This window comes from Nocardioides aquaticus (genome assembly GCF_018459925.1).
In the GTDB taxonomy this organism is placed as follows: Bacteria; Actinomycetota; Actinomycetes; order Propionibacteriales; family Nocardioidaceae; genus Nocardioides; species Nocardioides aquaticus.
The window spans coordinates 3,645,548-3,665,716 of record NZ_CP075371.1; the positions used below are offsets into that span (position 1 = coordinate 3,645,548).

Annotated in this window: 15 protein-coding genes and 3 pseudogenes; 9 read left to right on the top strand and 9 right to left on the bottom strand. The window is 67.5% G+C overall.

Features of this window, described 5'->3' with window-relative positions:
* Position 1: 1 nt before the first annotated feature.
* Positions 2-3,700, bottom strand: coding sequence for a nitrate reductase subunit alpha (locus ENKNEFLB_RS17705; RefSeq protein WP_214056577.1), 3,699 nt, complete (start codon positions 3,698-3,700; stop codon positions 2-4).
* 14 nt (positions 3,701-3,714) lie between these two features.
* Positions 3,715-4,887 carry an MFS transporter gene (locus tag ENKNEFLB_RS17710; RefSeq protein WP_246536039.1) on the bottom strand — a complete coding sequence of 391 codons (1,173 nt, stop codon included), beginning with the start codon at positions 4,885-4,887 and terminating at the stop codon, positions 3,715-3,717.
* 683 nt (positions 4,888-5,570) lie between these two features.
* Here ENKNEFLB_RS17710 and ENKNEFLB_RS17715 point away from each other — a divergent pair.
* From ENKNEFLB_RS17715 to ENKNEFLB_RS17725, 3 genes and pseudogenes are all read left to right on the top strand, one after another.
* Positions 5,571-6,173 carry a DUF6448 family protein gene (locus tag ENKNEFLB_RS17715; RefSeq protein WP_214056579.1) on the top strand — a complete coding sequence of 201 codons (603 nt, stop codon included), beginning with the start codon at positions 5,571-5,573 and terminating at the stop codon, positions 6,171-6,173.
* Positions 6,170-6,664, top strand: coding sequence for a signal peptidase I (gene lepB / locus ENKNEFLB_RS17720; RefSeq protein WP_214056580.1), 495 nt, complete (start codon positions 6,170-6,172; stop codon positions 6,662-6,664). The genes ENKNEFLB_RS17715 and lepB overlap by 4 nt, the downstream gene beginning before the upstream one ends.
* A 227-nt stretch (positions 6,665-6,891) precedes the next feature.
* Positions 6,892-7,020, top strand: a pseudogene (locus tag ENKNEFLB_RS17725) (IS3-like element ISTesp3 family transposase); the annotation flags it as partial.
* A 245-nt stretch (positions 7,021-7,265) separates the two neighbouring features.
* On the opposite strand, the gene ENKNEFLB_RS17730 reads toward ENKNEFLB_RS17725, so the two are convergent.
* Positions 7,266-8,458 (bottom strand): IS3 family transposase gene (locus tag ENKNEFLB_RS17730; protein ID WP_246535555.1). Its coding sequence is split into 2 segments (ribosomal slippage): positions 7,266-8,177 and positions 8,180-8,458, totalling 1,191 coding nucleotides; the frame shifts between segments, so codons are not numbered across the junction.
* A 67-nt stretch (positions 8,459-8,525) separates the two neighbouring features.
* Between ENKNEFLB_RS17730 and ENKNEFLB_RS17735 the strand changes: the two are divergent.
* Positions 8,526-9,148 (top strand): annotated as a pseudogene (locus ENKNEFLB_RS17735) (IS256 family transposase); the annotation flags it as partial.
* A gap of 436 nt (positions 9,149-9,584) precedes the next feature.
* Here the strand turns inward: ENKNEFLB_RS17735 and ENKNEFLB_RS17740 are convergent.
* A complete protein-coding gene (locus tag ENKNEFLB_RS17740; protein WP_214056581.1) occupies positions 9,585-11,045 on the bottom strand; it encodes an ATP-binding protein in 1,461 nt (486 codons plus the stop codon).
* 255 nt (positions 11,046-11,300) lie between these two features.
* On the opposite strand from ENKNEFLB_RS17740, the pseudogene ENKNEFLB_RS17745 reads away from it, so the two are divergent.
* A pseudogene (locus tag ENKNEFLB_RS17745) lies at positions 11,301-12,460 on the top strand (IS3 family transposase).
* Between the two features lie 184 nt (positions 12,461-12,644).
* Here ENKNEFLB_RS17745 and ENKNEFLB_RS17750 read toward each other — a convergent pair.
* Positions 12,645-13,939 (bottom strand): IS3 family transposase gene (locus ENKNEFLB_RS17750; protein ID WP_246535556.1). Its coding sequence is split into 2 segments (ribosomal slippage): positions 12,645-13,660 and positions 13,660-13,939, totalling 1,296 coding nucleotides; the frame shifts between segments, so codons are not numbered across the junction.
* Between the two features lie 630 nt (positions 13,940-14,569).
* On the opposite strand from ENKNEFLB_RS17750, the gene ENKNEFLB_RS17755 reads away from it, so the two are divergent.
* Positions 14,570-14,920, top strand: a complete 351-nt coding sequence (locus tag ENKNEFLB_RS17755; protein WP_214056582.1) for a VOC family protein — start codon at positions 14,570-14,572, stop codon at positions 14,918-14,920.
* Positions 14,921-15,072: 152 nt separating this feature from the next.
* Here the strand turns inward: ENKNEFLB_RS17755 and ENKNEFLB_RS17760 are convergent, their stop codons facing one another.
* Positions 15,073-15,468, bottom strand: a complete 396-nt coding sequence (locus ENKNEFLB_RS17760) for a histone-like nucleoid-structuring protein Lsr2 (protein ID WP_275955904.1) — start codon at positions 15,466-15,468, stop codon at positions 15,073-15,075.
* Between the two features lie 403 nt (positions 15,469-15,871).
* Here ENKNEFLB_RS17760 and ENKNEFLB_RS17765 point away from each other — a divergent pair, with 403 nt between their 5' ends.
* A complete protein-coding gene (locus tag ENKNEFLB_RS17765) occupies positions 15,872-16,234 on the top strand; it encodes a hypothetical protein (protein WP_214056583.1) in 363 nt (120 codons plus the stop codon).
* A 464-nt stretch (positions 16,235-16,698) separates the two neighbouring features.
* Here ENKNEFLB_RS17765 and ENKNEFLB_RS17770 read toward each other — a convergent pair whose 3' ends face one another.
* Positions 16,699-16,926: a hypothetical protein gene (locus tag ENKNEFLB_RS17770; protein WP_214056584.1), complete on the bottom strand. Its 228-nt coding sequence runs from the start codon at positions 16,924-16,926 to the stop codon at positions 16,699-16,701.
* A 6-nt stretch (positions 16,927-16,932) separates the two neighbouring features.
* On the opposite strand from ENKNEFLB_RS17770, the gene ENKNEFLB_RS17775 reads away from it, so the two are divergent.
* Complete coding sequence (locus tag ENKNEFLB_RS17775) at positions 16,933-17,121, top strand: hypothetical protein (protein ID WP_214056585.1); 189 nt, start codon at positions 16,933-16,935, stop codon at positions 17,119-17,121.
* A gap of 373 nt (positions 17,122-17,494) precedes the next feature.
* Here the strand turns inward: ENKNEFLB_RS17775 and ENKNEFLB_RS17780 are convergent, their stop codons facing one another.
* Positions 17,495-17,764, bottom strand: a complete 270-nt coding sequence (locus ENKNEFLB_RS17780) for a hypothetical protein (RefSeq protein ID WP_214056586.1) — start codon at positions 17,762-17,764, stop codon at positions 17,495-17,497.
* Between the two features lie 636 nt (positions 17,765-18,400).
* Between ENKNEFLB_RS17780 and ENKNEFLB_RS17785 the strand changes: the two genes are divergently transcribed.
* Positions 18,401-19,039, top strand: coding sequence for a response regulator transcription factor (locus ENKNEFLB_RS17785; protein WP_214056587.1), 639 nt, complete (start codon positions 18,401-18,403; stop codon positions 19,037-19,039).
* A 668-nt stretch (positions 19,040-19,707) separates the two neighbouring features.
* On the opposite strand, the gene ENKNEFLB_RS17790 is transcribed toward ENKNEFLB_RS17785, so the two are convergent.
* Positions 19,708-20,013: a hypothetical protein gene (locus tag ENKNEFLB_RS17790; RefSeq protein ID WP_214056588.1), complete on the bottom strand. Its 306-nt coding sequence runs from the start codon at positions 20,011-20,013 to the stop codon at positions 19,708-19,710.
* Positions 20,014-20,169: the final 156 nt, after the last annotated feature.

Below are 20,169 nucleotides of genomic sequence, written 5' to 3' on the forward strand. Positions count from 1 at the left end.
GTCAGTACTCCACGTCTTGCGAGCGCTTGCGGATGATGGTGACCTCGTCACGTTGATTGCCGGTGGGACCGAGATAGTTGAAGGCGTACGTCAGCTGGGCGTACCCGCCGATGAGGTGGGACGGCTTCACGAGCAGGCGGGTCAGCGAGTTGTGGATGCCGCCGCGCTTGCCGGAGGTCTCCGCGATCGGGACGTCGATCAGGCGGTCCTGGGCGTGGTACATGTACACCGTGCCCTCGGGCATCCGGTGCGACACGATCGCCCGGGCCACCACGACCCCGTTGCGGTTGACCGCCTCGATCCAGTCGTTGTCCCGGATGCCGACCTTGACCGCGTCGCGGTCGCTCATCCAGATGTTCTGCCCGCCGCGCGAGAGCGACAGCATGAAGAGGTTGTCCTGGTACTCCGAGTGGATCGACCACTTGTTGTGCGGCGTCAGGTAGCGCACCGTCAGGCCCTCGACCTGGTCGCCGGATCCGTCGGAGACATTGCCCAAAGCCGGCTCGGCGAACAGCGCCGCCATGTTCAACGGCGGGCGGTAGACCGGCAGCCCTTCTCCGAGCTCGGTCATCCAGTCGTGGTCAAGGTAGAAGTGCATCCGCCCGGTCAGGGTGTGCCAAGGCTTCTTGCGCTCCACGTTGATCGTGAACGGCGAGTAGCGCCGCCCGCCGGTCTCGGAACCCGACCACTCCGGTGAGGTGATCACCGGCACCGGCGGACCCTGCGTGTCGGCGAAGGTGATCTGCTTGCCCGCGTGCTCCTCGGCCAGATCGGCCAGCCGGACGCCGGTGCGCTTCTCGAGGGTCTTGAAGCCCTGGGTAGCGAGGTGGCCGTTGGTGGTGCCGGACATCGTGAGGATCGCCTCGCACACGTCCACGTCGCGCTTCAGCGAGGGGCGACCGTCCGCGGCGACACCGCCGCGCACGGTGCCGTTCTTGTGCCGCAGGTACTCCACCTGCTCGCCCAGCTCGAAGGTCACGCCCTTGGTGGTCGCCCCGAGGGTGTCGACCAGTGGCCCGAGCGCGTTCATCTTCTCGGCGACCGCACCGTAGTCGCGCTCGACCTCGACCAGCTTGGGCATGGTGACACCGGGGATGGGCTCGCACTCGCCCTTCTTCCAGTCACGCACAACACCATGTGGGTTGGCCATCGCATCAGGGGTGTCGTGGGTCAGCGGGACCGCCACCACGTCCTTGCGCACCCCCAGGTGGGTGGCGCCGAGCGAACTGAACTTCTCGGCGATCGTCTGCCAGGCGTCCCAGTCGGTACGGGTCTGCCACGGCGGGGCGATCGCGGGGTTGAAGGAGTGCACGAACGGGTGCATGTCGGTGGTGTTCAGGTCGTGCTTCTCGTACCAGGTCGCCGCCGGGAGGACGACGTCGGAGAAGATCGTCGTGCTCGTCTGCCGGAAGTCGATCGTCATCAGCAGATCGAGCTTCCCCTCCGGCGCCTCGTCGCGCCACGTGACGTCGACGGGCCGGTGCTCCTCCGGGGTCTCGGTCGCGCGCACCGAGGAGTCAGTGCCGAGCAGGTGCTTGAGGAAGTACTCGTTGCCCTTGCCCGAGGACCCGAGCAGATTGGCCCGCCAGATCGACAGGATCCGCGGGTAGTTCTGCGCGGCGTCCGGGTCCTCCCCGGCGAAGTCGAGCTCGCCGGATTTCAGCTGCTCCACGACGTAGTCGCTGACCGGCTTGCCGGCGTTCGCGGCGTCGTCGCTGAGGTCGAGTGGGTTGCGGTCGAAGGTGGGGTACGAGGGCATCCAGCCCATCCGCGCGCTCTGCGCGATCACGTCGGCCGTCGACTTCCCGGCCAGTTGTCCCGCGCCGGTGGTCGCGGAGAGGGTGTCGGCGCCGAACTGGTCGTAGCGGAACTGGTTCGTGTGGAGGTACCAGTAGGCGGTCTGGATCATGTTGCGCGGCGGCCGGTTCCAGTCCAGTGCGTTGGCGATCTGGGTGTAGCCGGTGATCGGGCGGACCTTCTCCTGGCCGACGTAGTGCGCCCAGCCGCCGCCGTTGACGCCCTGGCAGCCGGTGAGGTTGGTCAGGGTGAGGAACGCGCGGTAGATGGTGTCGGAGTGGAACCAGTGGTTGGTGCCGGCGCCCATCACGATCATCGAGCGGCCCCGTGACTCCTCAGCGTTGGCAGCGAACTCGCGGCCGATCCGCGCCGCGGTCGAGGCCGGCACACCGGTGATGGCCTCCTGCCACGCCGGGGTGTACGGCGCCTCGGCGTCGTCGTAGCCAGCGGCCCACTCCCCCGGCAGCCCGTCGCGTCCGACGCCGTACTGGGCGAGGAGCAGGTCGAAGACAGTGGTGACCAGGTGCCCGTCGACCCGGCGGGCCGGCACGCCACGCGGCAGGTCGGCTGCGGCGCCGTCGGGGTTGTCGAAGCGCGGCATCCGCACCAGCACGGTCTCCTCGGCGCCCTCAAGCAAGGACAGCCGGGGGTCGACGTCGCCGAGGTCGAGGTTCCAGCGGCCGACCCCGGTCTCGCCGTACCGGTGGCCCAGCGAGCCGTTCGGCACCACCGGCTGGTCGGTGACGGCGTCGATCAGGACGGTCTTGAAGGCGGCGTTCTCCTCGTCCTCGTCGGTCACGGCGAGGTCAGCGGCGGTGAGGAACTTGCCTGCGGTCAGGGTGCCGTCGGCCGCCTCGTCGAGCCGCACGAGGTGGGGCAGGTCGGTGTAGGTCTTCACGTACTCGGTGAAGTAGGGGGTGTCCCGGTCGACGAAGAACTCCTTAAGCACCACGTGCCCCATCGCCATCGCCAGCGCGGCGTCGGTGCCCGGCCTCGCCGGAAGCCACTCGTCGGCGAACTTGACGTTGTCGGCGTAGTCGGGTGCGACGGCGACGACCTTCTGGCCGCGGTAGCGGGCCTCGACCATCCAGTGGGCGTCCGGGGTGCGAGTGACCGGGAGGTTGGAGCCCCACATGATCAGGTAGCCGGCGTTCCACCAGTCCCCCGACTCCGGGACGTCGGTCTGGTCACCGAAGACCTGCGGGGAGGCCACCGGCAGGTCGGCGTACCAGTCGTAGAAGCTCAGCATGGAGCCGCCGACGAGGTTGATGAACCGGGCGCCGGAGGCGTGGCTGACCATCGACATGGCCGGGATCGGCGAGAAGCCGGCGACCCGGTCGGGGCCGTACTTCTTGATGGTGTGCACGTGGGCGGCCGCGACGATCTCGCTGGCCTCCTCCCAGCTGGCGCGGACCAGGCCGCCCTTGCCGCGCGCGGACTTGTACGCCTTCGCGCGCTGCGGGCTCTCCACGATGTGCGCCCAGGCCAGGACGGGGTCGCCGCCGTGCTGGGACTTGGCCTCGCGGAACATCTCGAGCAGCACGCCGCGCACGTAGGGGTAGCGCACCCGGGTCGGTGAGTAGGTGTACCAGGAGAAGGCTGCGCCGCGGGGGCAGCCGCGGGGCTCGTACTCCGGGGAGTCCGGGCCGGCCGAGGGGTAGTCGGTCTGCTGGGTCTCCCAGGTGATGATCCCGTCCTTGACGTAGACCTTCCACGAGCATGATCCGGTGCAGTTCACGCCGTGGGTGGAGCGGACCACCTTGTCGTGGCTCCACCGGTCGCGGTAGAAGTCGTCGGCCTCCCGGCCGCCCTTCTTGGTCAGCGACCGGAGGTCGTCGGAGACCGTGCCCTTGGTGAAGAACCTCCGGCTGCGCACCAACGCGTCCGAGAGGGGTCCGTCCATACCGATGTCTCTGCTCAACGGGGTTCCTGTTCCAGTGCGGTGCGGCGGACGATGGTCAACGTGAGCGCGAGGGTGAGTGCGGCGGTGGCTGCCAGCAGCCACAGCCCGATCGCGTAGGACTCGGTGCGGCCGTAGACGAAGCCCATGACCAGCGGGGGGACGAAGCCGCCCAGGCCGCCGGCGGCGCCGACCAGGCCGGTCACCCCGCCGACCCTGCTCGGGTCGGTGACCTTGGCGATGAGGGCGAAGGTCGCCCCGCTGCCGCAGCCGAGTGCCGCAGCCATCAGCAGGAACGCGGCGGTGCCGACGCCCTCGAGCGGCAGGGTCCCCGCGGACACGGCAGCGCCGACCACAATGGCGCCGTAGGAGAACGCCAGCACCGGGATGGCACCGAATTTGTCAGAAAGCCAGCCTCCGACCGGGCGCATCAGCACAGCGACCACGACGAAGCCGGCCATCCTGTTCGCGGCGTCCGCGGCGGTTAGGTCGTGGGCAGTCTTGAGGTAGGCAGGGAGGTACACCGAGAACGCGACGTACCCGCCGAAGGCGACGGCATAGAGGACGCTGGCCTGCCAGGTGATCGGCAGCCGGGCGTTCGCGTTGAGCCGACTGATCAGGCTCGTCGTGGGCACGACGCGCCCGGGGGCGTCGCGCAGGACCAACCAGGCCAGGACGGCGTACGCCGCCAGCACCACCGCGGTGATCAGGAACGGCGCCTGCCGACCGACCTCGGTGAACAGGGTGACCGTGGTCAACGCGCTGATCGCGGTGCCGCCCATGCCGGCGCCGAAGACGCCGATGGCCAGGCCTCGACGCTCGGGTGGGAACCAGGCGTTGACGAACGGGACGCCGACGGCGAAGACCGTCCCGGCGATGCCGAGGAAGAACCCGCCCACCAGCAGCAGGGCGTAGGAGTCGAGCGCGACGAAGGCGATGAAGAGGACCGGGACGATCGTGACCGCCGAGATGACCGGGAACATCAGACGCCCGCCGTGGCGGTCGGTCAGCGCCCCCGCCACGATCCGCCCGAGCGACCCGACCAGGACGGGCACCGCGACGAGGAGGGCCACGTCGGACTCGCTCAGCTCACCCAGGGACCCGGTGTCGCGGAACATCGGTCCCAGCGGGCTGATCAAGGCCCACGCCCAGAAGTTCACCGCGAACCCCAGCGTTGCCACGACCAGCATCACCACCGGTGACGGCTGCCGAGACCCCGTCGACGTCCCGCTCGCGGGCGGCGAACCGAGGACCGACGTCATGCGAAACGCCCCTCAGGTCGTCGGGTGCCAACCGACGGGCGCGTCGGCTGGGCGGTGGCCGACACCGGGGGTCCGGGGTGTCTATCCCGAACGTACGCGCCGAGCCGTCCGCCGTCGAGGCCGCCGCCTTCGTTCTCCCAGCTGGTCACGCCGGGCGGGCGTCGTACGGGTCCGGGGGCAGGAGGCATGAGGGGTCCTTCGCGTCATGGGTCCCCACGACGGCGAGGACTCCCTCAGCCTGCGCCGGTCGGCGCCGTCCCAATCAGGGCCGAAAGGCCCAGCAACTGGGGCCGAAGGCGGTGCTGCTGGCGCTGGCCGGCGGACCTACGGCCGTCCCAGGCATCGGCGCCTGCGTCAAGGACGGCCCGAGCCCGGTGAGGGGCAGGATCTGTGCGGCGATGAGGTCCCCGGCGCGGCGTCCCGGTCCCGACAACCCGACCCTCACCCGCAGGGAGTCTCGGCACTTCTGCTGCCCGCCAGCGGCTGGTCGCCGGCCTTGCCCGCCGGCCCGCCGCGCGATCGGTCTCCCTCACCAGGGACCATCGCCCCTGCCCCTGGCTACCGGCCGGGGACACGCTGGGGCTCCCACACCACGCCCGAAGGAGACCGACATGCAGATCGTCCCCACGCTGGCGGCGTCCGCAGCTGCGATGGCCCTCGCAGTGCTACTGCACCCGCAGCGCGCCAGCGCGCACTGCGACACCATGGACGGCCCCACCGCACAGGACGGCCAGACGGCCCTGGACACCCGGAACCCCAGCGTCGCGCTCAAGTGGGTCGGCCCCGAGAGCGCGTCGGAGCTGTCCGCGGTGTTCGAGCGCAGCCTGGCGGCCCGCGAGCTCGGCGGCGCGGCCCGCGAGGTCGCGGACCGCTGGTTCCTCGAGAACCTCATCCGCCTCCACCGGGCCGGCGAAGGCGTCGCGTTCACCGGCCTGAAGCCGACCGGGACACCCGTCGACGAGAGAGTGGCTGCGGCCGACCGCAGCATTGCGGACGGCGACCTGCGGGCACTCGTCGGCCAGGTGCCCTCCGACCGGCGACCGGAGCTCACGCGTCGGTTCGCCACGCTGCTGGAGCGCCAGCACTACGACATCGACGACGTCGATGCTGGACGCGCCTACATCGAGGCCTACGTGAGGTTCTTCAAGTTCGCCGAGGGCGAGGACCACGACCTCCCGGGGACGGGCACGGCGCACCACCACCATGAGGAATGACCAGCCGGCGCATGGGCGGGGCGGCGTGTACAACCGGTGCGCTCTCGATGGCACTGGCCGCGGGCGTGGTGGTCCGAGGCGGTGTCGCCTTCGTGACCCTGGTCAGCTCCGAGTCCATGACTCCCACCTTGCTGCCTGGCCGACGCGTTCTTACCCGGCGTCTGGCCACGTCCCGGCCGCTGCGCCGGGGCGACGTCGTGGTCGTCGAGTCCGATGAGCTGGCGCGGGTCGTGGTGAAGCGTGTCGTCGGCCTGGGCGGGGAGCAGGTGGTCGTCACCCCCGCCGGTGGGGTCACGGTCGACCGGAAGGTCCTTGTCGAGCCCTACGTCATGAACCCGTGCGGGCCGCAGGGGGCCTTCGACGTCCCGGTCGGCCACGTGCTGCTGCTGGGTGACGACCGGGCGAGATCCAACGACAGCCGCACCTGGCGCACACCCTGCCTGCCCGTGACGAAGGTCCTTGGCCGCGTGGTGCTGCGGGCGCCATCCTGACCTCTGAGTTGTCGCCACCAGGACTCGTGGCGACCCGGACACCCAGGTCTCCGGTCCGGACGGCGTCCGGCACCCACCCTGCCGGTCCAAGCAAGGATCGAGGCCGTCGGGCTCGTCCGGCGCGGTAGGGCCGAGCTGTGATGCCGAACTAGGAAGGGGCCTGACCCTGGTTCTTGTACACGCTGAATCCAGCATCCACTGCTGGGGAAGCGAGATGATCCAGAGCTATGGCCAGGAAGAACTACTCCGAGGTGTTCCGTCGTCAGGCCGTCGACTTGTACGAGTCCACGCCGGGCGCCACGGTCCGCGGCATCGCTGAGGACCTGGGCATCGTGCGCGGCAGGAGAGTCCCGTGGAGTGGTGGGGTTTGAGGGAGCAGCGGCGGGGCGTCAGCCCGTAGGCGGCCATCGGCGAGATCTTCGGTGTGTACGGCCAAGCACTCACCGAAAGAGGTTCACCGATGGCCTTGCCCCAGTCTGCCCTGTCCGAGCTCCTAGATGCCTTCCGCGCCGGCGATGGCGTCGATCTTGTCCGTGACTCGGTCCGCGTCGCGTCGCAGGGGACTGCCCCAGGTTTGGTTGACACTCGGGGTTGATGGTTCTCAGGCCGCGTCTGCGGCTGCGTAGATCATCTCAAACTCGATCGGGGTGAGCTTGCCGAGGGCTCGTTGGCGACGGCGGCGGTTGTACTTCGTTTCGATCCAGCTGACGATCGCGAGGCGCAGTTCTTCGCGGCTGTCCCAGCGGCGGGTGTCGAGGACGTTCTTCTGCAGCAGCGAGAAGAAGCTCTCCATGGCTGCGTTGTCACTGCTCGATCCGACTCGGCCCATCGAGCCGCGCAGCCCGTTGTTCTTCAGCAGGCGAACCACCTTCTTGGAACGGAATTGAGATCCTCGGTCGCTGTGCACGATGGTTCCCTCCGGTGAGCGCAGGGCGATCGCGTTGCGCAGCGCGGCGGCAGCGAGTCCGGACTTCATCCGTGAGTCGATGGAGTAGCCGACGATCTTGTTGGAGTAGCAGTCCTTGACCGCACACAGGTAGAGCTTCCCCTCCCTGGTGGGGTGCTCGGAGATGTCGGTGAGCCAGACCTGGTTCGGGCCGGAGGTCGCCCCCACGAAGTCGTGGCTCACCCGGCCCTCCTCATCGACGCTCGCGAGCAGGTCGTCATGGACAGCCGGACCGGGCTTGCCGGCCTTACCCCGACGACGGTGGTGGGAGGCGAAGACCCCTGCGGTTGAGCACAGTCGCCACACCCGGTTCTCGCTGGCGGTGATGCCGACGTCGGCAAGCTCGTCGGCGACGAACCGGTAGCCCAGGGTGGGGTCATCGGCGTGGATGCCCAGCACGACGTCGATGACGTGTGCGTCATCCCAGTCCCGTTGGGACACCGGGTCTTTGAGCCACTTGTAGTACCCCTGGGGCGACAGCCCCAGGACCCTGCACGCCACCGCGACCGGCACCCTGATGCGGGCACCGGTCGCGGCCATCTCACGGACGAGCGGGAAGACTATTTTCCCGGCAGGTTCGCCTGCGACAGATAGGCAGCTGCCCGGCGCAGGACCTCGTTCTCCTGCTCCAGCAGCCGGATCCGCTTCTTGGTCTCACGCAGCTCGACACGCTCAGCGTCGGTGAGGCCGGGACGGTGACCGTCCTGGACATCAGCACGCTTGAGCCAGTTCGACAGCGTGCCTTCAGAGATCCCGAAGTCCTTCGCGATCTGGGACAACGGAGCCTGACCCTTACGGGCCACTGCCACGACATCGTCGCGGAACTCCTTCGGGTATGCCTTCGCCATGGTCGACATCCTTCCAGCGAGGACGGATCCTCACAGGTCAGGTGTCAACCAAAGTCTGGGCAGACCCCAGGAACTGATCGAGCTCGAAGCGGCCGAGCGCATCGGAGCTGCGCCTTATGAGCGCGCCGAGGACCGCACAGCCGAACGCAACGGCCACCGCCCCCGGGTGCTGACGACCAAGGCCGGCGACGTCGAGCGCACATCCCGAAACTGCGGAAGGGCTCGTTCCTGCCGATCATCCTCGAGCCCCGCCGGCGTATCGATCAGGCGCTGTACGCGGTGGTGATGGACGCCTACGTCCACGGCATCTCGACCCGCAGCGTCGACGACCTCGTCGAAGCGATGGGCGGCACGGGTGTCTCGAAGTCCGAGGTCTTTCGGATCTGCGCCGGCCTGGATGAGACCGTCGGGGCGTTCCGGACCAGGGCCCTGGACCACATTGCCTTCCCCTACGTCTACCTCGACGCGACCTACCTCCACGTGCGCAACGCCCCTGGCAGGGGCGGGCAGGTGGTCTCGATGGCCGTGGTCGTGGCCACCGGCGTCACCGCCACCGGTGAGCGGGAGATCCTCGGACTCGACGTCGGCGACAGCGAGGACGAAGTCTTCTGGCGTGCCTTCCTGCTCAGCCTCAAACAACGCGGCCTGTCCGGGGTGAAGCTGGTCATCTCAGATCAGCACTCTGGCCTGGTCAACGCCCCCGGGTGATCGTGGGCCACCCGCATCCTCCATCCCTGGATCGACGGATCGACAGATCGCTCCAAGAACTCATGCAGCAGACTTGATCGCTCCGGGCCGCTTCAGTGCCCTAGGTGAGCAGGGGCCTTGATGCGCCTGGTTGCGGATGTTGACCGCAGTAACAAAAACCACTGCAGGCTGACCTGGGCGTACGCAGTCTGTGTTGGCCACCAGTCGCAGCTCCCGTGCAGCCGCACGGGCCTCGGACCTCAGCTCAGGTCACCCTGTCACCAAGTCGTGCAGCAGACCCGACGCCGGGCTCGGCGCCAACGGTCTCCAGGACGGCGCCGAGGCCCTGGGCCTAACTTGACCTCTTTAATCCAACTCGACCTGAGTGGCTGGCCTGCGTCGCAGGATAAGCGCCGTGACAGGCGGCGGCACCAGGCGCTCATGAGACGCGTGGCGCACCCGGCAGCCTTACCTCGATCGTGGTGCCACGACCAGGTTCACTCATCACGTCGATCTCGCCCGCGTGTGCGCTCACAATCCGTTTCACTAGGCTCAGGCCAATGCCGTTACCGCCCGCCGTGCCGTGCCACGCGGCCGGTGCTCGCCAGTAGGCGTCGAAAGCCTGCTCGATCTCCTGAGCACTCATCCCCACGCCCTCGTCAGCGACGGTCAGCAGCACCGAACCGTCTTGCTGGCGCACCGTTACCAAAACGAGCGATCCACCTTCCGAGTACTTGACAGCATTCGCGACGAGGTTCTCGACCACCTGCTCCATACGATCTGCGTCGACGTCGGCCCACGCGTGGGACCCGGCTGCGACCTGCACATCGACCCCCAACCTGCGTGCCGGCTCACCCAACGTGGCCACGACACGCGCCGCCAGCACACCGAGGTCCACCCTGACCACCGTGCCTCGTTCCTCGGCCCCCTGCGCGGTCTGGAGCAACTGCTCGATTCGCTCCCTTAGGTGTTCGGCGTTGCGCTTGACGACCTCCAAGGCAGAAACCGTGAAGTCATCCACCGGTGTGTTGGCCTCCGCGAGCAGCTCCACGTATCCAAGGATCGAGGTGAGCGGCGTCCGCAGTTCGTGGGAAGTGGTGGCGATGAAGTCGTCCTTCGTCCGCAGTTCGAGCGCCGGTCGGGTGACGTCGTGGAAAACGATCAACGTCCCCCAGCGCGAACCATCTGCCCGCTCGACGGTCTGGGTCGAGGCCTCGACGGCCACCTCATCACCAGGACGACCCATCCACTCCAACTGCCGACGTCCACGCTCTCCCGCTAACGCTCTGACCACGACCTGTTCCACCAGAGGTACGACCTCAACATTGTCGGCGCGTCGTACATGCGGACCCCCGTAGGGCGGCTCATCGAGCCGGAACCCCGCGAGCCGTGCCAGTCGCAGTGCCCCGTCATTGGCCAACAGGAGCCGGTTGTCGAGGTTATAAAATGCAAGCGCGACATCGACGGAGTTCACGATCGTTAGAGCCAGATGCTCGCTGTCGTTCTTCTGCGCGGTCAGCACCCGGAGCTCCGCCGAGCAGCCGGTGGCCAAATCCTCCAACACGGAAAGGTCATCACGGGTCCAATCGCGGGCAGCCACGTCGATGGCGCACAGCGCCCCCACCACGTCGCCACCTCCGTCCTGGAGCGGCCATCCGGCGTAGGCGCCAATCGGAAGACTGCTGATGAGTGGGTTCGTCGCGAGGCGTGGGTCCTCGCTGGCATCCGAAATGACCACGGGCGCTGCGTCGTGGACGACGTGCTTGCAGATCGACATGTTCAGCGGGGTCTCGCGGGTGGTGCAAAACGGCTCGCCTAGCCCGGCCATACCAAGGAATGACTGTCGCTCCTCGTCAACCAACGTGACTAGCGAAACAGGCACACCGAGCAGGCGTTGCACCAGCCTGGGATACTGGTCAAAGGAAGGCGGCACGGAAGACCGTGTCATCGGTGCGTGTCCAGCCATGGATCCTCCCCGAGGAAAGTACGCCCGCTGCCTCGTCCACGCCACTGACAGCCGAAACAATTTCGGCCGCTTACGAGGTGAGCACACCGACTGGGACTGCTGCACGGATAGGTGACATCTTGACCTGACCCACCTCCTGGGTTCCAGATCCGGTGGCTAGCTGACAGTCTTCACGAAAGGCTGACAGCTGTGCCTCGTCCCTATCCTCCGGAGTTCCGGGCGCGCGCCATCGCGCTGATCCGGGCCGGCAAGCAGGCCAAGCAGACCGCGGTCGAGCTCGGCATCCATCCAGTCACACTGTCGAAGTGGCTACGCCAAGACGACATCGATAACGGGCTCCGCCCCGGAGTTCCCTCGAGCGAGTCCGCTGAGTTGCGGGCCGCTCGTCGCCGGATCCAGGAGCTCGAGACCGAGTTGGGGATCGTGCGGCAGGCAGCGAAGTTCCTCGGCGAGGACAAGCCCCGCCCAAAAGGCTCTACCCGGTGATCGAGCGACTCGTCGACGCCGGGGCTCCGGTCGACACGTGCTGCCGGATCCTCGGGGTCACGCGGCAGTCCTACTACAAGCACAAGCGCACTCCCCGTACACCCAGGCAGCTGCGCCGCGAGTGGCTGACCGGCCTCATCCGCGAGGTCCACGTCGCCTCGCGCGGTACCTACGGCTACCGGCGAATCCACGCCGAGCTCACGATGGCGATGGGGATCCAGGTATGTCAGCGAACTGTCTCGGTCTTGATGACCCAGGCAGGGATCTACGGCCTGCCCGGCCCCGCACGCGTCAAGCGCCTACGCGGCGTCGTGACCGCCGATGACCTGGTGAACAGAAAGTTCCACCGGATCAGGCCGAACGAGCTGTGGGTCACCGACATCACCCAGCACCGCACGAGGGAGGGGTGGCTCTACTGTGCCGCGGTACTCGACGCCCACAGCCGCCGGATCGTCGGCTGGTCCATCGACTCCCGCCAGGACTCAACCCTGGTGGTCAACGCCCTCGACATGGCGATCCGCAACCGCCGCCCGGAGCCAGGCGGGATCGTCCACGCCGACCACGGCACCCAGTTCACCTCCTGGGTGTTCGGCGAAAAGATCCGCTCCGCCGGCCTGCTGCCCTCCTTCGGCACCGTCAGCGACGGCCTGGACAACGCCATGATGGAGAGCTTCTGGTCCTCGATGCAGATCGAACTTCTCAACCGCAAGAAGTGGAAGACCCGGGTCGAACTAGCAAACGCGATCTTCGACTACATCGAAATCTTCCACAACCGACAGCGACGGCATTCAGCGCTCGGCTACCGCACCCCGATCGAGTACGAACTACGCTCCGCAAACGACCCCATCCCCGCTGTCAGTTAGCCATCGCGGATGGAGCCCAAACGGTAGGTCAGGTCAAGATGTCACCTGATCGTGCAGCAGTCCCACTGCCCCCGGCGTACGGGTCCGCGGCACGGAAAAATGTCATCCGGGTCCGAATCGAGGCGTCGACCCGCCGCTCAAGCAGGAGTCAGCCTGAATCGCCCCGGGTTTCGTGGAGGCTCGGTTACGTGGAACCAGCCCCGGTCGGGACGGGTAGCTGAGGGTAGTTCTGCGGCGTGATCTGGGACCAGTGGTTGGTCTCGAACTCGGCCGGCGGGACGAGTCCGATCTCGCCGTGCAGGCGTCGGTGGTTGAACCAGTCGACGTACTCGGCAACCGCGATCTCGATGTCGCCGACGCTCTTCCAGCCGCCCTTGGGGCGCATCACGGGGTTGCGGATGCACTCGGCCTTGAACAGCGAGTTCAGCGCCTCGGCCATCGCGTTGTCATACGAATCGCCGCGGCTGCCCACGGACGCGACGGCCTCTGCTTCGGCGAGCCGCTCGGTGTAGCGAATCGCTCGATATTGGACCCCGCGATCTGAGTGATGGATCAGCCCGGTGACGTCCTGGCCGGCGCGCTGGCGGGCCCACAGGCCCATATCGAGGGCATCGAGTGCCAGATCGGTACGCATCGAGGTCGAGACCTGCCAGCCCACGATCATCCTGCTGAAGACGTCCAGGACGAACGCGACGTAGGTCCATCCCGCGTGCGTGCGGACGTAGGTCAGGTCGGCCACCCACAGCTGATTCGGTCCGGTCGCTGCGAACTTCCGCTTCACCAGGTCCTCGGGCCGCTCGGTCTCCGCACCGTCGCCGAGCGTGGTCTTGCGGGTCTTCTCCCGAGGGATCCCGCGCAGGCCCTCGGCGCGCATCAGCCGCTCCACGGTGCACCGCGCCACCTTCACGCCCTCGCGGTTGAGCTCGGCGTGGATCTTCCTCGCACCGTAGACACCCAGGTTCGACCGGTGCGCGATCTTGATGTCGCCGACCAGCTCGGCATCGCGGACCGTGCGCGCCGAGGGCGGCCTGGTCCTGGCCGCGTAGTAGCTGTTTGGGGCGATCTGCACGCCGGCCTTCTTCAGCACAGCGCAGATCGGCTCGACCCCGACCGCGCGCCCATCGACCACGTCGTGTCGATGGGCCTCGAGGTAGGCCACTACCTGGTGGTGGGGCGGTCGAGCTCCGCCGCGAAGAAAGCCGAGGCTGTCCTCAGAATGTGGTTGGCCCGGCGGAGCTCGCGGTTCTCTCGCTCCAGCTCGGCCAAGCGCTGAGCATCCGTGGTCGTGGTGCCAGGACGAACGCCACCGTCGACCTCGGCCTGCCGGACCCAGTTGCGCAACGTCTCGGGGTGCATCCCGAGCTGCTCGGCAACCCGAGGGATCGCGCCCTGCCTCGTATCCGGATCCGACCGCAGTTCCACCGCCATCCTGGTGGCCCGCTCACGCAACTCGTCGGGGTACTTCCTGGGTGCTGCCATGACTCTCATCCTCCATCGGTTGAGAGCCTCCACCAGACCCGGGGCGATTCAGCCGTCAACGCGCCAAGGCCCACGGTGAAGTTTCACCCGGTTTTTCTCGCCCTGACCGGTCGTAGCGCCTAGGTGCAGAAGGGTTGCCGTCACCGTCCTACGCCGGGAGCGGATATTGGGCGCATTGATTGGAGGCCAGCCAGGGCCCCGAGGGTGGCGCACGGCACCCGCCCCGGACTACGCCTTGCCGTCCCCCAAGGGTCGGTAGGCGGGTGCCGCGTAGGCGCTCCCCAGCGCCCGTCGAAAACGTAAGCGAGGGCCTCCGCCCCATCGCAAGTCGGACCAATTGCAAACCCCGGCGGGCCCCGGGGACTGCTGAGGTTCGGTTGTCACCTTGACGTGTGGCAACATCTGTCGCCGCTGGAAGGATGTCGACCATGCCTGCTCCCCATCCCAAGGATGTCCGTGCGCAAGCCGGTGACAGGTTGGGCCTACCTACCGTTGTCCTCAGTTACGCCGTGGACCGGGACTGATGCCGTCCTGCGCATGGCAGCCGCATCCTTTGGCGCGGCGCCTCTGAGTGCGGCGGCCAACCGCGTTTGCGATGAATTCGCTTGTTCGGTCGGGTCGGTGTCCTGCATGACCATCGACACTGCTCTGCCCGTTGCGGCCGTGATGGCCGCTGTCCCGGTGCGTGACGCCGCTGTCGCGAAGAGGTTCTACGAACGGCTCCTGGGCGCGACTCCAGATGACTCCCCGATGCCTGGGCTCAGGCAGTGGAACCTCGGGGACGGCGTTCTGCAGGTAATGGTTGACCCCGAGCGCGCAGGTGGCGGCCTGGCGACCCTGATGCTCGACGACCTCGCGGCCGCCGCCGAGGGGGTGCGGGTCCGTGGCGTCAGTCTGGACATCGCCCAAGGCGAAGTAGTCACAGCGGTCGCCCGGGTGGTCGACCCCGACGGCAACGCGATCACCCTCGTGCAAGCCTGACAGCGTCGTTTCGCCGCCTGTGCGCTCCAGCTCGACAGCGAACCTCACCACGGGTCCCGTCTGGGCGGGCGATACCGCCGGCCTGGTCACGCCGCAGACGCCATCGCAGCGACTCATCGACGGCCCCTCACAAGACGGAGGGCCGACAAGGGCTAACTACCGTGAGCCTCTTGGTACTGGCGCACCACATCGGCCGGCACCCGACCCCGATCAGAGACCTCAAGGCCTTCGCCCCTCGCCCACTCACGGACGGCCTTGGAATCCACTCCGCCGCTGGTCGCCCTAGCAACAACGGACCGGCCGGGGCGGGTCCCCTTCACCTTCCGAGCAGCCGCGACATAGCGGGCGAGCGCCTTGTCCATCTTGGCGGAGTTCCGTTCGGAAAGATCGACCTCATAGTCGGTACCTCGGTAGGAGAAGCGCACCGTCTCGGTGGCCTCGCTGCCATCGATGTCGTCAATGAGTTCTTCGATCACTCTTCGCGCCAAGGTGAAACCTTCCCGTACAAGCTGCAGCGGATTGATCCGAGCTACTGCGTCATTCGTCATCGCGGGAGCTAGCGTCTCAGACGTAGGGCTGGACGCGTCAGTTGACCCTCGTTCGATCCTCCTCGTGAGATCGCCGCTGACTTGATCGATCCTCCTGCGCGCAAACCTGCCTCAGAAGAAGCGGGCTACAAGTTACGGCTGCCGCTGTTCCTCCCGGACTAGGCACGCATGAGCGCTGTGCACCTAGGCGCACCAAGCGTGCAGGTCAGGAGCGCTGTGGGGTGCAATATCCCCGACTATCCCCGACTGACAAGTCGGCCCCCACCGGTAGTAAGTGACTGGTGGGGGCCTAGGAACCCGATGCTCTAGGAGGCACCAAATCCCATGACCACATCATCCCACGTCCGAGAATGTGCCCAGATCGCCATCGAGACCTTGCAGCTCGGCGACCCTGACCCGCGAGATGGCCGTCGTCTACAACCACGATGACTTCGACCAAACCGGCAAGGACTTCACCGCCGCGCAGATCCGGATCGGCATTGACGAATGGTTCGACGAGATCAGCGTCGGCCCCCGCCAGTGCGGCGACCTCGAGCTCCTCAACCGTGCGCTCGCCTCCCTCACCCGTGTCCGTGGCGCACTCACTGGGCTTCACGAAGGTCGGGGACGTCGCGCCGGCCGCTGGCCGTGGACGAGAACGGTCGGTGCGGCGCCGACAGCGACCACACCCGAGGGCGAGCACGTCTTCCCCACCGTCGAACAGGCCGACGCCAGGACCCGGTCCACCGTCTCCTTCTTCCAGCACACGAGGCCGGTGCCGGCATGAGCACAGCGACGGCACCCGCACCCTGGTGGAAGACCGCACCCAACCCGCCCTGCGTCTCCTGGTGCACCTTCGACCACCCCCCACGACGACTTCGCCGACTCCCACGGCGGGATGCTCTGCATCCGCCTCATCGGCACGACACCGAAGCTCACCCTTGAGGTCCAACGCCACGTCGGCACCACCAAAACGATGACGACTACGAGTTCGTCCCACCGAAAGTCTGGTTCAGCGTCAACGACGACCGGATGACCGTCGCTGAAGCCGCAGTGTTCGCCCGCGCGCTGTTTGAGGCCGAGCGCTTCCTGTCAACCCAGGTGCCCCGGGCATGAACCTCACCGATCCGCCCGGCCGAGACCCACCAACGCGCCCGCCAACTGATAGCGGGCCCCTTTGTCCCCCCATCCGACCAGCCACCGCACTGGCCCCCAGCACGAAGCAGAGAACGTGCACGCAACCGCAGCGCCCTACTCCCCCTCGGGCAACGGCACCCGGATATCGAGCCGGCGCCGGTCGAGCCTCGCCCACAAAAACCCAGCCACCCCGAGGACGATGCAGACGGCCCCGAACACCAGGTACGTCACGCGCCCGTTGTCGTACAACACCTCGGTCGATTCGATGACCAGGCCGAACAGCAACAGACACGAGGCCGCCACCAGAAGCATTTGGCGACGTCGCTGCTGGCGTGAAGGCACAGCACCATGATGGAGCAACCCAAGGGAGAGATTGCCGGATTCCCCACCGTCGAGGCCGTCGATGTCACCCCCGAGCTCGCCGAGACCTGGCTGGCCCGCAACCCGAACAACCGCAACCTGCGCAAGGCCGTCGTCGACTCCTACGCCCGCGACATGCAAGCCGGCCGCTGGGCACTGAACGGCGGAACACTGTAGTTCCCCGCTGCCGGGCAGCTCTTCGACGGCGAGCACCGCCTCAACGCCGTCGCAGTCGCGGGCGTGGCCGCCCCGATGGTCATCGTCCGCGGCCTGGCATCCAAGGTCATGCCTACCGTCGATGCCGGCGCCGAGCGGTCCTACTCCGCTCGGTCCTCAGCTCCGCATCACCAGCCGAACCCGACACCGGCGCCGGTGGTCCGCAAGATCGTGCGACTGCCGTGGAAGCAACGGCTCGGGCCGGTCGAGATCGGTGACCGATTCGCGATGCCGTCCTCGACGGTGGTCCCGGGCTGCCTCCCCAGCGGCAATATCCGGGGTCCCGCCCGGCCCCGTGAGTTTGGGGCTGAGCCGGGGCGTTGGTCGTCGCTTGCTAGGTCAAGCCGTGGTGACGCGGCAACTCCATTGCCTCGGCCAGCAACGCTTGGTCCGCCTCGTGGAACGCTGGCGGCGGGTCTCCATCGCAGGGCGCATCGTCCCGGTCGGGAGCAGCAGATACTCGGGCCCGGTCAAGATCCATGGAGCGGTTGACAGCGATGGTCCCTTTCAACCTGCCGCCAGCCTTCATGTCGCGCATCATCGCTATGCAGGTCTCGGCGGGCCCGTGAAGGTACACGGCAAAGCCGTCGCAGTCACTGCTCACGGGGCCCTCCTCTGCTGGTCGGCACCGCTCCCTGGCTTGGCCGGTGCCGCCGTACTAGATGCTGCGACTGCGCGATGTCACTCAGCGCGCCAGGAGACTTCCGATAACTAGAAGGTGGCTCGCATCAAAAAATCGTTGGGCTCAGGCCACAAGACCTTGTCAGGGGCGCAACGGGTCTGGACCCACGGTTGATTCGTGAACGCCCTGGACGGCGTCTCGCCGCTGACCCACCTCGGCGCCGCGTTCGGCGGCATCCTCATCGGCCTGGTGATCGCCCGCCGCAGGTAGGGTCCGGTCGTCCCGTCAGCCACCCCCAAGCTGGTGGACGGGGCAACGTCCCCGGTCATCACGTCCCTGTTGGCCGGGGGCGCCTCACGCTGCTGGGAGCGCCCCCACCAGGTCCGCCGGCCCCATCCAGCCCTTCCGCCCCGTTTCCCCGGGCGCTGCTAGGCGACGTAGTGTCCACAAAGACAGATGGATGAACGATCATCACATCAGTTGCGCCGGCCGCGATCTTCCCCCTGGACCCTGGGGCGCGGTCGGGCCGCCACCACGCGTGCATGGTCATCCCGGAGCATCCCGTCCCGTAGCGATGCGTTAGCGCGTGCCTTCGGCCCCACTGCCCGAAGGCACCTCATGTTTATCAAGCTCGCCATCGTCAACGACTACCCGATCGTCGTCGCCGGCCTTCACACTCTCCTCGCGCCCCACGCCCACCGATTCCAGCTCGTTCGGACAGCCGTAGACGAACCCGTCGACGTCGCTGTCGACGTGGTCCTTTACGACACCTTCGGTACCCCCTACGGTCCGGGAGAGAACCCGCGGGCAGCGCTCGGTGTCGGAAAGGCCAAGCTCATCGCCTTCACCTTCGACCTCGATCCCCGCGGGATACAGGCAGCCCTAGACCGCGGCTTCGACGGCTTCATCTCCAAGACCGCCACCAGCGACGAACTCGTTGAGGCCCTCGAACGGGCGCACGCCGGCCACCAGTTGGCCACCCCTGACATGACGCCGGAACCCGACCCCCCGCTCTCCGGCCGGTGGCCCGGCGCTGAACACGGACTCAGCGCCCGGGAATCGCAAGTCCTGGCCCTCGTCTGCCAAGGCCTCAGCAACCTCGAGATCTCACAGACCGCCTACCTCAGCATCAACACCGTGAAGACCTACATCCGGACGGCCTACCGCAAGATCGACGCCACCAACCGGTCGCAAGCCGTCATCTGGGGCCTGTCCCACGGCCTCGACAAGCCCCCCGACCAGCACACCACCCTGTAAAACCACGTGTAGAACCGTGACCCAGTCGGTCGCCCGGCCGGGCCACGGCCACGCCGATCACCCCAGAACGGGGGGCGGGGCCACCCGAGAAGTGGTGGTTGCGCGCACCTGTGACGCTACGGACGCCGAACTCAAGTAGAGCCACCCCCAGGGCGGGCTCGCACCGGGCAGTGACCCGCTCATCGCGGGCCTGAACTGACCGACCAGATCACCGCCAGCAACGACGCGGTCGTCACCGCACCGATCACGACCCAGCTGAGGAGCCCCAGGCGCCAGACGCCCCCGCCCGAACCCATAAGGGCCCGAGCAAAGGCGTCCTTTCCTATCCCGGAGTGGCGGGCCTAGGGGCCCGCTACGCCCCCGCAGGCGAGCAGGCCCCTGACCCAGTTCGCACTGTGCTCCTCTGCGCGGAGCTATCCCGCGTGTCGCGGCCATTGTCCAGCCAACCAGACAGGGCGCCCCAGACAGGGCGCGGAGCGCCTCACCGGGATTTGGCCTACGCTGGCCGTAGTCGTCGCGCCCTGGACCCCGGGCGGCGATCAGGGGTCCCGGTTGTCTCGGGTTCCTAGGCCGATAGGCGTCCCGGGACCCCGACCCGCTCTACTGGCCAGCCATCTCCTACGTTGCTGCACCGCCGTGGGTAGCGGGCCACCAGCCTCAGGCCCGGATCAGCCTCGCTCCTCGCCCCACCCGAATGAGCTCTCGGCGATGAAATCGACTAGGTCGTCGCGTAGAAGGTTGCGGACCTGGGCGGGGGTCCACCCGGCCATCACAGTGGCCTGCCATACCGGCGTCCCGAACGTCTCCGAGTTTGGTCCCGCTGTCACAGTGAGTTCGAGAACGTCCTGGGCTGGTTCCCACTCGTCGCCGTGGTGCGTCACTACACAGATCTCAATCGCCCGGACTTCTCCTGGGCGGAAGACGTTGGCGAGCTCGGGCAGAACAATGCTGCCGAGTGCCGTCACCGGATCCATCGCGACATTGTGGTGGATCCGCCCACGGCCGACAAGATCGCAGATCCCGGCACCCACGACTGGTGCGCGCCGCAGACGCCGGACCACCCTGCGGTGGGCCCGCAGCGCTTCGAGTCAGGATGGCCTAGTGCAACGCCGGGTGCGCCGCGAACGATG

What these genes read in the sequence shown, in the direction of transcription:
- ENKNEFLB_RS17705 (WP_214056577.1), bottom strand. Translation starts at nt 3,700, where the DNA reads ATGGACGGACCCCTCTCGGACGCGTTGGTGCGCAGCCGGAGGTTCTTC.
- ENKNEFLB_RS17710 (WP_246536039.1), bottom strand. Translation starts at nt 4,887, where the DNA reads ATGCTGGTCGTGGCAACGCTGGGGTTCGCGGTGAACTTCTGGGCGTGG.
- ENKNEFLB_RS17715 (WP_214056579.1), top strand. Translation starts at nt 5,571, where the DNA reads ATGCAGATCGTCCCCACGCTGGCGGCGTCCGCAGCTGCGATGGCCCTC.
- lepB (WP_214056580.1), top strand. Translation starts at nt 6,170, where the DNA reads ATGACCAGCCGGCGCATGGGCGGGGCGGCGTGTACAACCGGTGCGCTC.
- ENKNEFLB_RS17755 (WP_214056582.1), top strand. Translation starts at nt 14,570, where the DNA reads ATGACCATCGACACTGCTCTGCCCGTTGCGGCCGTGATGGCCGCTGTC.
- ENKNEFLB_RS17760 (WP_275955904.1), bottom strand. Translation starts at nt 15,468, where the DNA reads ATGACGAATGACGCAGTAGCTCGGATCAATCCGCTGCAGCTTGTACGG.
- ENKNEFLB_RS17765 (WP_214056583.1), top strand. Translation starts at nt 15,872, where the DNA reads ATGGCCGTCGTCTACAACCACGATGACTTCGACCAAACCGGCAAGGAC.
- ENKNEFLB_RS17775 (WP_214056585.1), top strand. Translation starts at nt 16,933, where the DNA reads ATGATGGAGCAACCCAAGGGAGAGATTGCCGGATTCCCCACCGTCGAG.
- ENKNEFLB_RS17785 (WP_214056587.1), top strand. Translation starts at nt 18,401, where the DNA reads ATGTTTATCAAGCTCGCCATCGTCAACGACTACCCGATCGTCGTCGCC.
- ENKNEFLB_RS17790 (WP_214056588.1), bottom strand. Translation starts at nt 20,013, where the DNA reads ATGGATCCGGTGACGGCACTCGGCAGCATTGTTCTGCCCGAGCTCGCC.